Genomic DNA, 13,100 nt, shown 5'->3' on the forward strand with positions numbered 1-13,100 from the left:
ACGTGTCACTTGGCACTGCAGCAATTCTCTTAACGGCATTCATCGCGCCAGTCGCTAGCCTTAAACTTGCCGTTTCCTTTTCTGAACGGCAAGCACTAGAAGCAAGGACAGCACCGACTGTGAACTTCGGCGAACACTCCAAGCAAAGTGATTTGACCCGATGGGCACAAAAGATAGTGGTCAACGAGGATGAAGAAGGTGTTCGTGTGGGCATGACCTTCATCTCTGCCTACTCCGTTGCATTGACGGGTACAGCCTTTTTGATTTTGATTTATTTCGGTAGTTTGGCGGGGCTACCGCTGGCGTTAGGCATCTGCGGTATCCTCTTCCTTGCTATTTGGGCTACTCAGGGCTCATTTGCTTTTGGCCGAACCGCTGAGACACTTGCGTTGACTGAAACATTGCAGCGTACGCGTGAGCTACAGTCCCGGCTTTCCACGGGGCACACAAGTTCTGCCAAGCTAGGTTCACGAAATAGATCCAGTGCCAACGCTGTAGACGTAATTCCACTGATCTACGCAGGAGTAGCAGGGTGTGTATCGGTACTTTTGGTCGACTTAAGCGCCCCGGGCGCAAACACTGAGTTGTTTTTGACAGCCAGCGGGGTCATAGGGCTGGGGATTGCTTCGCTCGTAACAGGTCCTGCAATTGCTGCATCTACGGAACTGTCCAAGTTGATAGTTGCAAACCAAAACACGTCGGCTGAACCAAAACCTTTGACGCCTTATGTCTCGCTGCGCAATGTCTCCAGCACCTATCCGGGTCAAAAAAATCCAGTCTATAAGGGGCTCAATCTAGACATACCCCCAGACAGCTTAATTGGGTTTTGCGGTGAATCTGGATCGGGGAAAACCACACTCTGTCGCACTTTACTGGGGCTTCTTGATCCGAGTGAGGGGGAAATTCTGTATGGAAATCCAGGATTGCCCCGCAAAGCTGAGCAAAAGTTCCCTGACAACTACCTGCACGGTTTGGTTGATGATCCACCGCTCGCGCAGATGAGCATCGAACAGATCATCTCGAACTATGGAACTTTGCCAAAACAACGCGTGTTGGCCGCTGCGACTGCAACCGGATTTATAAATGACATCGCAACCTTTCCGTTGGGATTGCGAACCAATGTAGGGTTTAACGGGTCGATGCTGTCCAATTCGCAGAGACAGCTATTATCGTTGACCGCGGCGGTTGCACTGCGACCCTCAATCCTTGTCCTCGACAACCCAGTGTCAGCGCTGCCTGACATGGAGCGCGCAAGGCTGATACTTCGCGTGAAACCCTTGGTAAAAACTTTAATCGTGACCTCAAACTCGATCAACGTGCTGAACTCGGCAGATGCCATATTCAAGATTTCGAACCGAATGATCATCAAAGCCTGAGGTCGAAGTTAATTTTTACTTAGAAGACTCGCCAATAGATTGCAGTTTTGCAGGTCGTGGTGTTACGCTTTGATTTAACCAGCAGTATTCGCTGACACCACTTTGGAGGAACCAGCAAATGAACAATTTTGGACGCGACGACGGTATAAAAATGGGCCAGATAGTCGCCCGCTGCTGGTCCGATGAGGATTTCAAGGAAAAGTTCAAAGCTGATCCGAAATCCGTGCTTAAAGAATACGAGGTCGAAGTCCCTGGCGATATCGACATCGAAATCCTCGAGAACAGCGAATCCAAACAGTATTTTCTGCTGCCATCCTCTCCGCTAGAGGCAGAGATCGGCGCAGGGGACGTCAATCAGGTGTATGGCGCGAATTCCTGGTGCCGCTGAACGGATCCACAAACTAATCTAATTTCGGCATCTCGGTGCCAATTCGAGGATTCGTTATGCCAAAGTTGAACGACCGTCTCGATGTCCAGTCAATCTCAGCGCAGGACGTCGAGAGTTTCAATGCCGACGGTGCCGTTTGTCTCAGAGGGATCATTTCAGACCAATGGCTCGATGTTCTGGGTTGTGGAATTGAACGAGGGTTGGAAAACCCTTCGCCATTCCAGAACATCCGAACCCGTCCCGGCCATTTCGGCCGTTACGTGACAGACACTTGGGTCCGGCATAATTTTGATGAGTTCAGGACTTTCTGTGACGATTCTGGGATCGCAAAGATCGCTGCCAGGTTTCTGGGCCTCGATCAGGCTCAGTTTCTGTTCGACTCATGGATTGCGAAATATCCCGGCACCATGATGCGGACGCCCTGGCATCAAGATACCGGCATTCATGGCAGCAGCCTGATTATCTGGATCCCACTTGATCCAATGAACAAAGACACCAGTCTGGAGATAGTTCGCGGATCACATGCCTGGGGTCGCCACTATCACAGCGAACGCTTTGACGATGTTATTGCTGCGGCAAAGGCTGAAGGTAAACGCGCGGCTCCCGGACAGCGTGAGCCTGAGCGTATCCCGGATATTGATCGCCACCGGTCAGAATATGATATCATTTCCTGGGATGTAGAGCCGGGCGATTGTCTGATCGTCAACGCGCTCAGCGTTCACGGCGCACCCGGCAATTACAGCACAACGCCCGTGCGCCGATATTCTTGCAGATGGATGGAACCCGGTGCACTGCTGGCACCCCACGGGGATTGGATTGCCGAGCACTTGCTGCAGCTTTCTACTGGCGCCCCTAAACTGCAGGGCGCAATGGAACCGTTTGACACCGCGATGTTCCCCGTTCTGCCGGCCAATGCCGATGCCTGAGATCGCCGCCGATACCGTTGAACGCTCTCCGGTTCAGTTAAGGCCGCGCGACCTTGAAGCCTTCAATGAAGACGGTGCCGTTTGTTTGCGGCAAGTGATCGATCATGACTGGATCGAATACCTGCAAAAAGCAGTTGAGACCAACCTGTCCAACCCCTCTGAATACTTTACTCGTTTCACCAGACCTGGTGATTTGGGCGGCTATGTCATGGATTTTTGGGTGCGATCCCATACGCCCGATTTTGATGAATTCCTGCATGGGTCAAATATTTCACAGATCGCAGCGGATTGTGTTGGCTCTGCCCAGGCTCGGTTTGTATTCGACTCCTGGATTGCAAAATATCCCGGTACGCTGACCCGTACCCCCTGGCATCAGGATTGGGGCATTCTTGGGTTGAGCTTTGCAATATGGGTTCCACTGGACCCCACGCCTGAGGGCGCATCCCTCGAGATCGTTCGCGGCTCACACCTATGGCACAAGCAGTTTTATGAAGAGAAATTCCAACCGGAATTCGATTCCGCCCAAACAGACATTTCGAACCCCGATGGATCGTCGCCCGAACCAATGCCTGATATCGATGCGAAACGTGACCAGTACGATATCATGCGTTGGACAATGGATCCCGGGGATTGCCTGATCTTCAACAGCCTCTGTATCCACGGTGCATACGGCAACCCGTATATGCAGCCCGTGCGCAGATATATCAGTCGATGGGCTGCACCAGATGCGGTTCTTGCACCTTCGGGCAAATTGATTGCCGAACGCATGCGCAAACAGTCCGGCGCGTCATTTCCGATCCGGCAAGATGCGTTAATGCCGTTTGAGGGCGATGATTTTCCATTGCTGCCCAAACGCGGTTAACCGCAGTTGGTCCTATGGCACCTAATGAAACCACCACCTGAATAAGGCCGATGCATACGCTTTGGCCTGAACCGGTTCACCGTCAAGCAACGTGACTTTGACATGATGGAACTGCCTGTCGCAGATGGGAACCTGTATTACCCCTTGCCGCAGACCATCCCTTTTTTCCAGGTATGCCCAGTTTTCCTGACCTGTAGAGATCGCCGTACGCCCAGGAAACGACCTGATCGCTTTGCGTTTCTCCGGGTGGCACAGTCCCTGCTGTTCCAGTGTTTCAAGTAAAAGGTCGTCCGCATTGCCTTGTTGAAGGTTGCCGTCGGGGGCGTAAAGCTCAACTCCCAAGATATTTTCGTTGCCAATCTCGTAGCCCACCAATACCCGATCGACCATCGAACCAAATGTATTCTCCAACCACACAAGCCCTTTGCTTTGGCTTTCAAAGCCAAAGGCCCTGAAGTAAGAAGCCGCAGCCTGAATAGTCTCGAAACGAAGTACCAACCGAACTCTGACATCCTTCCGCCCCGTCATTACTCCGCACAGTACATAAGTCTGCGGATCAGAATAAGCAGACAGCATTTCCGTCAGTCGCTTTCGAGAACCTTCAGACATATGTGGGCTTAATACCGTTGCCGCGGTGCAAATCGATGTGATTTGATGCGGCGTCAATCTGTCCGCAGCTTTCGCTATGGCTCCTTCAAGTAATCTGGGCGAGAAATAGATGCTGGCGCGACTAGATTGCGGATCAATTAGGTCATGCTCCAGCCAAATATTGTCAAACTCGGATAACACATTCGGCAAACACGGCTCAGTCGCCGCCCGCGCCATTGGGCATCGATCAAAGAACTTACGATTCCCAAAACCTGTTGCAAAGCCGACGGACAGGTCGAAGCCGGGATCAGATGTTCCAAGGGGTATCTCAACCCCTAGCGGTGGTGGCACCCAGTGTCCAAGTTGCACCTCCCCTAAACGGCGATGTGCTAGCGATAGCGCGCGCGCATCAGCGATCTCCGGGCGCAACGGATTCAGCGCATAGTCCAGGTAAGGGGCGTAGGTGCGTATATCCTCTGCTGTCATGCAAAGTAAACCACGGGGTTGAGATCACGTTCTTCAGTTGGCTGGTCCTGCCACCCCAGAGTGACCGGAACGTCGAACAACCGCCCCGGCGCGAACCGATTGTGGTAATGCCGCAATCCGGGTGCGAAAACTCGGGCGACCGGGAAACCCACATCTGCGCGTGTCAGATCAACCGCCAATACTTCGATTTCATAGCGCGCAAGATGGGATACCAACGCTTCAACATCGGCTTTCAGTTCCCTGCCGCCACCCATCGCCGGAGACGGTGCTGGAACCGCGTTCTCAGCTGGGGTCAAGTACGGATGACCAGTGATAGTTGCTGTCTCAAACCATTTCTTGACGTGCGAAATGCGAAGCGCCAAGCGGGAATTCGCTGCCTCGCTGCAATAGACATCCAATTGAACCAATTCACTGGCCGCGCGGGATGCGGCGATGGACGCGTCCAAATGTGCGCCGAACCCAAAAGTAACAGCACCACCCGTTTCTGCGTCCCACGCAACAGCTCCAACAACCGGAATTCGAAGATCGTTGGTAAGGTCGATGAAGGACAGATTGCGGCCTTCGCTGCGCAGGTGAGCCGCAAGTGTATCGATTTGTGCACCAACAACATCGCTGACGCGTGACAGGTCAAATGCCGGTCGACGCACGCGGTTATACCACCAGATCGCCAGTGCATCCCGTTCGATCAATTCCAGAAGACCGTGTAGTATGGCCTCTTCCAGCACATTCCCGGCAGCACACCCGTTGGAGTCGGCAAGACAGAAATCCTGGCCCGTGACCGGTACATCATAATAGCAGACTGCCGTTGGCAGCAGAGCGGCACGTTGGTTGGTCAGTGACCACACGCCCGTCCATTTCGTATCTTTTGCTACGTCAAATGGTTCCGGAATCCAGAACGGTGCTTTCTTTGCATTGGCGTCTCTGTTTGCATACTGCGCCTGACTGTATTGCTGGATCACATCGGGATGTATCGCCTGTTCGGTCAGGTCGTCGAAACTTGCCTGGATAAAAAGCTCATCGCCGCGAAATGTTCCGCTATAACGCTCCACTGCTTCGGCAAGGCACCCGGTACTGGCTTGTCGAGGCGTTGGGCCTTTGCCTCCTGCCCCCAACGACACGTCGAAATTCAGTGCTGTTGAATCCTCTCGCCAAGGGGTGACTTGTCGGCACTTCGCAACATGATAACCGCCCCGTTCGACAGATTCCGGCTCCGCCGGAATGATGCCGCTGATCGGGCTAATCAAGCGGCTCAATCGTTGATAGGTATCGTCCGGGCTGCAAATCCGGTGACCACCTTCGGCGAAGAGAGATCTAGGCCGGGACACTAGTTCGATATAGGCCGCATCGAGAGCATTACTTCGCTGATGATCTTCCGTGTTTTTTCGCGGTTCGCCACATGTGCGACAATTGCGGCGCGCCCGCACCGGATGATTTCCGGCCTCAAGCGTTACGGCATCAAACGTAAGAACCTGATCCGCCAGCTTTCGATTGCCATCTGATGCCATCGCCAAAACAGTTTGCGTCGCGATCAACCTGCCCGATTGTTGGGTATCACCGATCCAAGCATTGACCACGCCAGGCAACTTAAATTCTGACCCCGCACGGGCGGCGAGCTTCTCGCGCCCGTTGTCTCGCAATGACTGTGCCAGACAATCCCAGCATGATTGGCAACTTCCATCAAACAAAGGCCCGATCCAGACTTCTGACCCGGTCGGCTTTGCAAGCATCCATGGGGTGCTACGACGCAGCGCCTCGGCATGCAGCAGGTCTAACTCCGGTCGCAGGTAGCAATCTGTCAGAACAAGTGTCAGATCGTGTTCACCAAAATTCGAAACCAGATCTGCCGCGATACCCTTGTCCCGCATAGCGTTGACTACGATCCGTCCAACTTCAGGCTCAAGCGAGCCAAGCAACAAGATACCAACTTTCTGCCTCAACGCAGCGTTGACCGAGATTGCATTGATTTCAGCTCGATCCCAAAAACCCGCAATTTGAGGCTCAAGCAACCCAATGGTATCATCCGTGATGCCCTGGTCGTGTAGCTGACGGATCGCGAACAGAACACGCTCGGTCGTGTGCTGATCTGAGAGCGACCCTACGATTTCACGAATAGAGGCCCGGCCATCAATTTTGGGCAGCAGGTCCGAAAAAATTCTTCCGTTCAGCACTCGGGTTTTGTTTTCGGATACCACCAATATCTGCCCCGGCGCTGTTTGGTGAAACGACAGATGAGAACGAATACGCAGTACTGAATTTCGCTCGGTCTCAGGCGACGGATTGTTTTTCCGTCCGGCAGCTATATCCATCTTGCTTTCAGACCGCTTTTTTGTGTTCTTTACATGGTAATCGTCGAGGCTTCGTATTGTCAAAGATCACAAAACCACCTAATCGCGCTAGCGCTATCTGCCCAATATGATTGGGTTCTCATATCTGCGCCGCTTTCAACTGATCAACCTGAGTTTACAGAAAACAGGAACCAAATCCGTTGCTGGCATTTTTGGAAACTACCGCGCAGCACATGAGTTTCAACACGAAGCAGCAACCGAAGCGCTTTCCGCCTACAAAAGCGGCGAACTCAACGAAAACGAGGTGCGTGCCTATCTGGCTACACGCGACGCCGTAGGACAACTTGAGGTCGACAGCGCCAGTTTCAACGCCTGGTTCGCAGAGCAGTATGTTGACCTTTTCCCAGGCGCGCGTTTCCTGATCGTATTGCGTCATCCGATCGAATGGCTGGATTCCGTACTCACACATATCCAGCGGGATGTTTTTCACACTGCACAAACAGATCAACCTTACCCGGATCGGTTCAAGCGGCAGGCGGAACTGGTAGTGAGTTCATTCTCGCCAGAGGTGTTTCTTGATGAGGAGCAGTTGATCAAGGCACTGCCGGAAATATCAAAAGGTCTTTTAGTTCATTGGCAGGAACGGAATACGCATCTGATTGACACGGTACCTGTAGATCGGCGGCTGGTTCTACGGACAGACAGATTGTCGTCTTCGCTACCTCAGCTGGCGCAGTTTGTTGGTGTATCTGCCAAAAACCTGATTGCCGACCAAAGCCACTTGCACCGCAAGCCAGATCACCCGACGGCCCTTAATAAGTACAATGTTAAAATAGACACTGGCGATGCTTTGGAAACTTGGCAAACATGGCAGAACACCGTATTTTCCAGTCAGGACACAGCCAATTCAACTTGATGAAAATGTATATTGGAAACCTTGTGTGATGTCTGTCTTGACGCCGATTGACCACGACCACTCCACATCCGTGCCGGCGCCATGGGCTGAAATCTTCACTTCCATTTGATGCCCGGGCAAAACTTCGATTGCTCTTGGCCCGATTGGAAAGACCACCTGTCTCCAATGGGTTCGAGCCGCATGTGGCCCTGTTGGCAAGCTGACACCAGGCGATACTTCGGCGTCAAACCAAAGGGCTATGCCATGGCACAAGCCTTGTTCAGAAAACTGTAGCGAGATCGTTTCTGCCAAAGACCCGTTAGAGACTGTGCGCATATCCAATTCTGTAACAAGTAGGGGTTCGCCAATCAGTTCTTCGGGCTTGATATGGGCCCAGAACCTCTCTTGTGCAGACGGGTTTGCGAGACCCTGAAAATCCAGGTCGCAGATCGACTCAGAAAAGAAGGTGATCTGTTCAAATCTTTCTGATGCGCGCACGGGTGCCGCCATGATGCGTACAATTCCTGGCAGCATGAGACCTTCAGGCTTTAGCACTCTGTCCCGCAACCCAATCAGGGGCGGCAACATGTTCTCTTCCAACGCCGCATTTCCAAGCCATTCGGATATCAGAACATCCACCGCCTCAGGCAAGTCTGCCGTTCGTGCATCTGTTCTAAGGAAAGTAATCCGGTCTTCAAATCCATTCGCTTTACAAAGTTCTGCGGCAGTCTTGATGAAATTGCTGCGGTCGATGGCATAAACTTTGCTCGCACCTGCCCGGCACGCCAACATAGCAAGCACACCGCTGCCGGTTCCAAAATCGCAAACGACGTCGCCAGGTTTGACGACATTGAAAATCGCACGCTGAAATGTGTCCATGCGTATTCGGTCGCTCAGCATTCTGAAGTGCATCCCAATTTGATCGTAGCCGTGCAACATGAAATCCTTGTTCAGATATGCTGTTTTTCAGAATTGAATCCGATACTTGCACACAGTCTCTGGTAAATGAAAGCTGTTAGAACACAGGTACCGAAATCCTTGACAACGTATAGGGATGAAATCGCCATCGCTCGCGATCTCCAGTTGAAACTCGAGAAGCTGACACCGCAAGAGCATCATCTCAGACAGAGAGCCTCAAAAATTTTGCGCCAGAACCCGAAAAAGCCCTTAGGCGGGTTGCAAGTTAACGCAATTTAATGCGCACGCTGGCCAATAAATACTGCTAGCAGATTATTTTCTAAGCGATACAAATGAATGACATCGATTGGAGAACTACATGAGAGACCCATTCAAATATCTAGGAACCGTTGCAGCTGCCGCTTCATTTGTGGCCGCCACGTCGGTACAAGCCGCCGATGACAAGGCCGGTCCTGAAAGCTTTTTGATCGTACAACATGCCGTCACGGCGACCTTGAAGGATGGAATGCTGGTCCTTGATGGGGCCGATGGGCAAGTTGTCGTGTTCGCTGATCGACCACACCATGCCGCCGCCACAATCCCGTTAACAGATTTAGTTCAGTCATGGCACAACGGCGCGGACAGTTTCGCCGAGGATCCGCCAAATGCCGCCGTGATCGGGCAGTCGAAGGGACAGCCTGTTTCATTGATCGTAGAGCTGCAGGATCCAAAGTTGAAAGGGGACACGCTGACATTTGAGTACACACTGATTAATGGGCAAAAAACGACGGTTATCGACCAGCCATACATGGTGATAGACAACTCATGGATAAATAATCTTGGCGGACAACTGCAGGAGTCATATGACTGTACGATTGGCGTTGACCCACTCGATTGCGGCCTGGGCGCCGCACCCACTGGCAGCACAGACTAGGCTCAGGATTCATGCGAAGATACCTTTCTCGCTCCAACGTTTCCACCGGCTGTAGAGCGTCTTGTAGGAACCATAATCCTTGGGCGCATATCGACATCGTAACCCATTTCGATTGTTAAAGATAATCCTGATCAACACCCGTTTTCCATCAACCCGAGGCTTACCGTGCGGCTTCGGGAAAAAGGGGACGAACTCGGCCATCTGCTCGTCGGTCAGCCACTGATGATCGCTCATCCGCCCGTGAGCCGATCCGGCGACTTTATTGAACTCACGGCTTTGGCCGATCTGATCATATGCTTGTCTGCGTGCCCTCAGGATTTGGCTGACACGAATGGAACCGAGCGCGAGCCGAGAGATGCCGAGGTTTCAATCATATGACTGGAATTTAGCGCCGAAGCCGATATTGCCGCAGCTTGCAGCTCACGCACATTGGGCTCTACTGACACCTTCGCCGTGATTGGCACCAAGGGCCGGTCTGGTATGAATCGACTTTCACTGCACGCCGTATAGACAGTCAAGAATCGGGACAAATTTGCTGTTTAAGCGCAACCTAGCAAAGTCCGCCTTCGAACCTGGAGTTCGAAAACGGGGATATTGATTCAAGAGACTGGTTTACACTGTCTGCCAATCCGAAATGAAGGTTTACAGCTACATTCGCTGCCGTTTCGTATCTTTAGCGACTTGAACCACTCAATTAAGCGCGCAGGACAGAACCACCTGCCTCGCGCACCTTGAGCTGTGATCAGTTGGAAATGTAGAACCTGTTCATTTCATCAGGTTCTACTTTCCATAAACTGACTAACGGTTAACTTCCTCGAGAGACCAATTGTCATTCGCTCCCGGCAACCCTGCGACGATGTTAGTCGATAAAATCTGACGATCTGCATCGTTGAGGTCTGCAAACCGGGCCCGTGTGGTTTCCAAGATCTCGGCTGAATAGTCTTGCTCCGCACTCTTCCTGCATAGGATAAAACAATCGAATACAACAAAATCAATAAGGTCAAACCGCATCGCATTCCCGCCATGCGGCAACGGGTAGCTCAGGTCTGTTCGCGTCCAATCAAGCACTGGCATGAAGTTGTAGCAGACCGTGTGAATACCGCATTCTGCCAAACTACGCAGACTCGTCTTGTAGGCCTCAATGTGTTGCCTCATCGGGCCCGTTTGAGACTTGATTGCTTCTGACACCGGAACACTCTCAACGACATCCCAAGTCATCCCAGACGGGACGCCTTCGGGCTGTGCAATCTGTTGCTGCCGCTCTTTGATGTGATCGACGGACCAAGCCTCTCCTGTTGGAACGTGGTGCAAGGCTGAGACGATGCCGGTTGCGCCGGTCTGCCTGATTTCGCCAATCGAAATAGCGTCGGAAGGGCCAAACCACCGCCAGGTCTGCTTCATGGTCTTGCTCCTAGATCGTAGAGGGCCACCATCACCCCTCATCTTCCCCGAGATTCACATCGACTGGAATGAGCGCGCCTTTGTGGCGGACGACATGGCTTGCAAGGCGACATCCTTGCCGTATTCCGTCAGTTAAATCATCGTGCCTTAATACGCTTGCCAATACGCCAGCATTGAAACTGTCCCCTGCAGCTGTGGTATCGACAACACTTGTCACTGGATCAACGTCAACCTCACCGCGTTGACCATCTTTCTGAAAGACCACTGGCTGAGCGCTGTTTTTGACGACTATCTGGTCGACACCAATCTCAGCATATCGGTTCAGCGTTGCAATTGAATCGCGATCCCCGAACCACTCGGCTTCATCATCGTAAGATGGCAGAACGAGATCAGATTGTGCCGCAGCTATCATAATCGTGTCTGTCATTTCCTGCGGCGTCGACCAAAGCCGCGGTCTCAGGTTCGTGTCGAAAGCAACGGTCATTCCGTACGCTCTGGCATGACGCAATGCATCAAACAGCTTTTCGCGTGATTGTGGATCGAGAATGGCGAGGGTTATTCCAGACAAGTAGATTAAGTCTGCGTCGCCAACTGCCCGCCCAAGTGCAATCTCGTCGACCGCGAGTTGTCTGGCTGCGGAGTCGTTGCGCCAATATGAAAAACTGCGCTCACCATTGTTGAGATGGATGAGATATAGCCCAACCGTTTTGCCTGCGATGACTTGGACGTGCGTGTCGGATATCCTGCTGTCTTTCATGAACGTTCGCATGTCCTGTGAGATCGCGTCGTCTCCGACAGCGGTCAGATAGCTGACGTCGATTTCTGATGCGACTTGTGCAAGATACCATGCTGTGTTGAAGGTATCGCCTGCAAAACCAAGCTTGAACTCACCGATCTGATCTGATGGGGCAAGTTCTGCCATGCACTCCCCGATTGCCAAGAAACGCATGTCAGTTACAGAAAATCGTCGCGACGGGGTGTGAAACTGTCGACCAGTGTACCGGGCTCCAGGCATATGCAGCCATGGGTTTGGCCAGACGGAATGACAAAGCTGTCACCGGGGCCAAACTCTTGTTCGCGTTCACCAAGTGTGAAACGAAATCGCCCGCTTTCGACATAGGTTGCCTGAACATGCGGATGGCTGTGCAGGGCACCAATCGCTCCGGTCGCCTGAAACCGGAAGGCGACAACCATGAGGTCCGAATGATCAGATAGGACCTGCCGCGTGACGTTTTCGCCGGTCGAGACGATCGGGAAATGGGACACCGGGTCTCTCCTTTTCTATTATGAAAACAGCATACCACCGTTGAGATCAATATTTGCGCCCGTGATGAAAGCACTGTCCTCGCAGGCCAGGAATAGAACGAGATTCGCTGCATCATCCACATGACCTTGACGCTTAAGCGGCGCGTTGGCTTCAAAGCCGCGACGGCCTGCATCAGGCGTGTGAATGTTGTGAAAATCGGTGTCTATCATACCAGGACAAAGCGCATTTACTCGAATGTCCGGGCCAACTTCCTTTGCCAAGCCTCGTGTCATGGTCATAACCGCGCCCTTGGCCGTAGCATAAGCCACAGCACCTGGCCCGCCGCCATCACGCCCGGCCTGACTGGCGAGATTGACAATGGTTCCTGACGTCATCCTGGACAGGCAAGCCTGCGTCATCAGGAATGTGCTGGTCAGATTCAGGGTCATCACGGCATCCCAATGCTCAACAGACATTTCCGCAATGGTTTTGCGGGCAATCAGACCGCCAGCGTTGTTGACCAGAATGTCAACGCCGCCAAAAGTTTCGACAGTGCGGAATACCAGCGCGTCGACATCGGCCTTCTTGTTCAGGTCGCCCTGCAGGGCAATCGCTTTCCCGCCATTGGCTTCGATTGCCGCAACGGTTTCCTCCGCGCCGTTCGAGCTGGAAAAATAGTTGATTGCAACATTCGCGCCTTCAGAGGCCAGTTTGATCGCAACGGCGCGGCCAATATCGCGGCCTCCTCCGGTCACGATGGCGGTTTTACCTGGAAGTTTCATGTCGATCCTTTCTATTGCAAAGCGCGAGCTTCGC

The 13,100-nt window shown here is 52.6% G+C and carries 13 protein-coding genes and 1 pseudogene; 6 read left to right on the plus strand and 8 right to left on the minus strand.

Going from position 1 to position 13,100, the window contains the following annotated elements; translation table 11 throughout:
* Positions 1-2: 2 nt before the first annotated feature.
* From RUM8411_RS13145 to RUM8411_RS13160, 4 genes are all read left to right on the plus strand, one after another.
* The gene (locus tag RUM8411_RS13145) at positions 3-1,376 is read left to right on the plus strand and encodes an ATP-binding cassette domain-containing protein (RefSeq protein ID WP_159453896.1); all 1,374 of its coding nucleotides are present in this window, start codon (positions 3-5) and stop codon (positions 1,374-1,376) included.
* Positions 1,377-1,494: 118 nt separating this feature from the next.
* The gene (locus tag RUM8411_RS13150) at positions 1,495-1,764 is read left to right on the plus strand and encodes an NHLP leader peptide family RiPP precursor (protein ID WP_085823175.1); all 270 of its coding nucleotides are present in this window, start codon (positions 1,495-1,497) and stop codon (positions 1,762-1,764) included.
* A 56-nt stretch (positions 1,765-1,820) separates the two neighbouring features.
* Entirely contained in the window at positions 1,821-2,690 is an 870-nt protein-coding gene (locus RUM8411_RS13155; RefSeq protein WP_085823176.1) for a phytanoyl-CoA dioxygenase family protein, read from the plus strand.
* Positions 2,683-3,552, plus strand: a complete 870-nt coding sequence (locus RUM8411_RS13160; RefSeq protein ID WP_159453897.1) for a phytanoyl-CoA dioxygenase family protein — start codon at positions 2,683-2,685, stop codon at positions 3,550-3,552. Before RUM8411_RS13155 ends, RUM8411_RS13160 begins: the two co-directional genes overlap by 8 nt.
* 21 nt (positions 3,553-3,573) lie before the next feature.
* On the opposite strand, the gene RUM8411_RS13165 is transcribed toward RUM8411_RS13160, so the two are convergent.
* Positions 3,574-4,626: a hypothetical protein gene (locus RUM8411_RS13165; RefSeq protein WP_085823178.1), complete on the minus strand. Its 1,053-nt coding sequence runs from the start codon at positions 4,624-4,626 to the stop codon at positions 3,574-3,576.
* The gene (locus RUM8411_RS13170; RefSeq protein WP_085823179.1) at positions 4,623-6,932 is read right to left on the minus strand and encodes a TOMM precursor leader peptide-binding protein; all 2,310 of its coding nucleotides are present in this window, start codon (positions 6,930-6,932) and stop codon (positions 4,623-4,625) included. Before RUM8411_RS13170 ends, RUM8411_RS13165 begins: the two co-directional genes overlap by 4 nt.
* Positions 6,933-7,038: 106 nt before the next feature.
* Between RUM8411_RS13170 and RUM8411_RS13175 the strand changes: the two genes are divergently transcribed.
* Positions 7,039-7,827, plus strand: coding sequence for a sulfotransferase (locus RUM8411_RS13175; RefSeq protein WP_085823180.1), 789 nt, complete (start codon positions 7,039-7,041; stop codon positions 7,825-7,827).
* Here the strand turns inward: RUM8411_RS13175 and RUM8411_RS13180 are convergent.
* A complete protein-coding gene (locus tag RUM8411_RS13180) occupies positions 7,819-8,706 on the minus strand; it encodes a 50S ribosomal protein L11 methyltransferase (protein ID WP_159453898.1) in 888 nt (295 codons plus the stop codon). The genes RUM8411_RS13175 and RUM8411_RS13180 overlap by 9 nt on opposite strands.
* Before the next feature lie 376 nt (positions 8,707-9,082).
* On the opposite strand from RUM8411_RS13180, the gene RUM8411_RS13190 reads away from it, so the two are divergent.
* The gene (locus RUM8411_RS13190) at positions 9,083-9,637 is read left to right on the plus strand and encodes a hypothetical protein (protein WP_085823183.1); all 555 of its coding nucleotides are present in this window, start codon (positions 9,083-9,085) and stop codon (positions 9,635-9,637) included.
* A 12-nt stretch (positions 9,638-9,649) separates the two neighbouring features.
* On the opposite strand, the pseudogene RUM8411_RS13195 reads toward RUM8411_RS13190, so the two are convergent.
* The 5 genes and pseudogenes from RUM8411_RS13195 to RUM8411_RS13215 all read right to left on the minus strand — a co-directional run.
* A pseudogene (locus RUM8411_RS13195) lies at positions 9,650-9,871 on the minus strand (transposase); the annotation flags it as partial.
* A 564-nt stretch (positions 9,872-10,435) separates the two neighbouring features.
* The gene (gene uxuA / locus RUM8411_RS13200) at positions 10,436-11,038 is read right to left on the minus strand and encodes a mannonate dehydratase (RefSeq protein ID WP_159453899.1); all 603 of its coding nucleotides are present in this window, start codon (positions 11,036-11,038) and stop codon (positions 10,436-10,438) included.
* Between the two features lie 31 nt (positions 11,039-11,069).
* Positions 11,070-11,987, minus strand: coding sequence for a sugar kinase (locus RUM8411_RS13205; RefSeq protein WP_085823186.1), 918 nt, complete (start codon positions 11,985-11,987; stop codon positions 11,070-11,072).
* Between the two features lie 5 nt (positions 11,988-11,992).
* Positions 11,993-12,304 carry a cupin domain-containing protein gene (locus RUM8411_RS13210; RefSeq protein WP_085823187.1) on the minus strand — a complete coding sequence of 104 codons (312 nt, stop codon included), beginning with the start codon at positions 12,302-12,304 and terminating at the stop codon, positions 11,993-11,995.
* 18 nt (positions 12,305-12,322) lie between these two features.
* The gene (locus RUM8411_RS13215; RefSeq protein WP_085823188.1) at positions 12,323-13,066 is read right to left on the minus strand and encodes a 3-oxoacyl-ACP reductase family protein; all 744 of its coding nucleotides are present in this window, start codon (positions 13,064-13,066) and stop codon (positions 12,323-12,325) included.
* Between the last annotated feature and the right edge of the window lie 34 nt (positions 13,067-13,100).

The sequence above is a fragment of the Ruegeria meonggei genome, assembly GCF_900172215.1.
Classification (GTDB): Bacteria; Pseudomonadota; Alphaproteobacteria; order Rhodobacterales; family Rhodobacteraceae; genus Ruegeria; species Ruegeria meonggei.